This is a genomic window from Mesorhizobium sp. M4B.F.Ca.ET.089.01.1.1, from assembly GCF_004022605.1.
Classification (GTDB): Bacteria; Pseudomonadota; Alphaproteobacteria; order Rhizobiales; family Rhizobiaceae; genus Mesorhizobium; species Mesorhizobium abyssinicae.
The window spans coordinates 1-1,960 of the sequence record NZ_RZOS01000711.1; the positions used below are offsets into that span (position 1 = coordinate 1).

Genomic DNA, 1,960 nt, shown 5'->3' on the forward strand with positions numbered 1-1,960 from the left:
CCCACTGGCACAAGGCCGGCGCCGAGATCGTCCCCTTCTCGCCGCTCGCCGACGAAGCGCCCGACGACAGCTGCGATGTCTGCTGGCTGCCCGGCGGCTATCCCGAGCTTCATGCCGGCAGGCTGGCCGCCGCCACCAACTTCCGGGCCGCAATGGCGCGCTTCGCCGCGACCAAGCCGATCCACGGCGAGTGCGGTGGCTTCATGGTGCTGGGCGAGACTCTTGAGGACGCGACAGGCGACACGCATCCGATGCTTGGCCTGCTCGGCCATTCGACCAGCTTCGCCAAGCGCAAGATGAACCTCGGCTACCGCGAGGCGCGGCTGCGCGCCGCTTGCCCGCTCGGAACCGAGGGCACGCTGATCCGCGGCCATGAATTCCACTATGCGCAGATGACGGCCACCGGCAACGACGAGCCGCTGGCCGACCTTGCCGACGGCCAGGGCAATCCGCTCGGCGCCTCCGGCTATCGGCGCGGCCATGTCAGCGGGACGTTCTTCCATGCCATTGCGAGGGGCTAGGGCATGAAGCTCCAGAACTTTCCCCTTTCGCTCCGGCAAGTCCTCGATGACATCGCCCTTTGCCTGGTCTTCTGCGCCAGGCGGCCGCTGCCCGTCGTTGATGTTCGCGGGCGCAGCCTCGCCGCCGCGATCGGGGCGGCGCCGGTCACCGGGCTTGCGGTCGGACTGATCGGCGCGGTCGTCTACGCCACGGCGGAACGATTCGGCCTTGCCATGGGTCCGGCGGCCGCGCTTGCGCTTGCCGCAACATTGCTCACCACCGGCTGCCTGCACGAGGATGGGCTGTCCGATGTCGCCGATGGCTTTGGCGGCGGCGAGTCGCGCGGTGGAAAACTGGAGATCATGCGCGACAGCCGCATCGGCGCCTATGGCGCGGCGGCACTGGCCCTGTCGCTGCTGATCCGCTGGAGCGCGATTTCGGAATTCGCCGACCCCACACAGGCGCTCCTGGCGCTCATTGCCGCGCACGCCGCCTCGCGCGGATTGCTGGGCGCCTTCATGCATCTCTTGCCCCCGGCGCGGTCCGACGGCCTCTCGGCCGGCGCCGGCAGAGTCTCGGCCGAGGCCGCAATAGTTGGCGCCGTGCTCGGCGCGATACCGCTCCTCCTGCTCGGGCCAGGCGGCGCCATTGTCGCGATCGTCCTGCTTGGTCTGCTGTTTGCCGCGTTCCGCGCCCTTTGCCTCAACCAGATCGACGGCCAGACCGGCGACACGATCGGCGCCCTTCAGCAACTTGGCGAGATCGCAGTCCTGCTCGTCGCTTCCGTATCCCTATCCTGACTCTCTTTCGGAGACTTTGCCCCATGTCTTTCAAATCGCTTGATGAACTTCGCGCTGCCTGCCTCGATCTGCCGGCCGGCAGCGACACCGCGGCCAATGCCGTCGCCCGCCGCCAGGACACGCTGACCAAGCCGCAAGGCAGCCTCGGCCGGCTGGAAACCATCGCCGCCTGGCTGGGGCGCTGGCAGGGCCGCGACATGCCGAAGCTGGACAAGGTGAAGGTCTTCGTCTTTGCCGGCAATCACGGCGTCACCGCGCAGGGTGTCTCGGCCTTCCCGTCGGAAGTCACCGTGCAGATGGTGGCGAATTTCGCCGGCGGCGGCGCCGCCATCAACCAGCTTGCCCGCATCGCCGGAGCCGATCTCGACGTCATTCCGCTCGACCTAGACCATCCGACCGGCGACTTCACCGAAGTGCCGGCGATGGACGAGAAGGCCTTCCTCGCCGCCGTCTCGGCCGGCCATGATGCGGTGACCAAGGATATCGACCTCGTCTGCTTCGGCGAAATGGGCATCGGCAACACCACGCCGGCGGCGGCGATTTCTGCCGCCCTGTTCGGTGGCGGCGCCGAGAAATGGACCGGGCGCGGCACCGGCGTCGACGATGCCGGCCTGAAGCGCAAGGTGACCGCGATCGAAGCCGTCGAGCAGCACCGGCAC

General features: G+C 68.4%; 2 protein-coding genes and 1 pseudogene. All 3 read left to right on the forward strand.

What is annotated here, in order from left to right; translation table 11 throughout:
- Window positions 1-521, forward strand: a pseudogene (locus EN780_RS33015) (cobyrinic acid a,c-diamide synthase); the annotation flags it as partial.
- 3 nt (window positions 522-524) lie between these two features.
- A complete protein-coding gene (locus tag EN780_RS33020) occupies window positions 525-1,301 on the forward strand; it encodes an adenosylcobinamide-GDP ribazoletransferase (protein ID WP_128276361.1) in 777 nt (258 codons plus the stop codon).
- Window positions 1,302-1,324: 23 nt separating this feature from the next.
- Window positions 1,325-1,960: nicotinate-nucleotide--dimethylbenzimidazole phosphoribosyltransferase (locus tag EN780_RS33025; protein ID WP_189556938.1), on the forward strand; the 636-nt coding region annotated here is incomplete at its 3' end.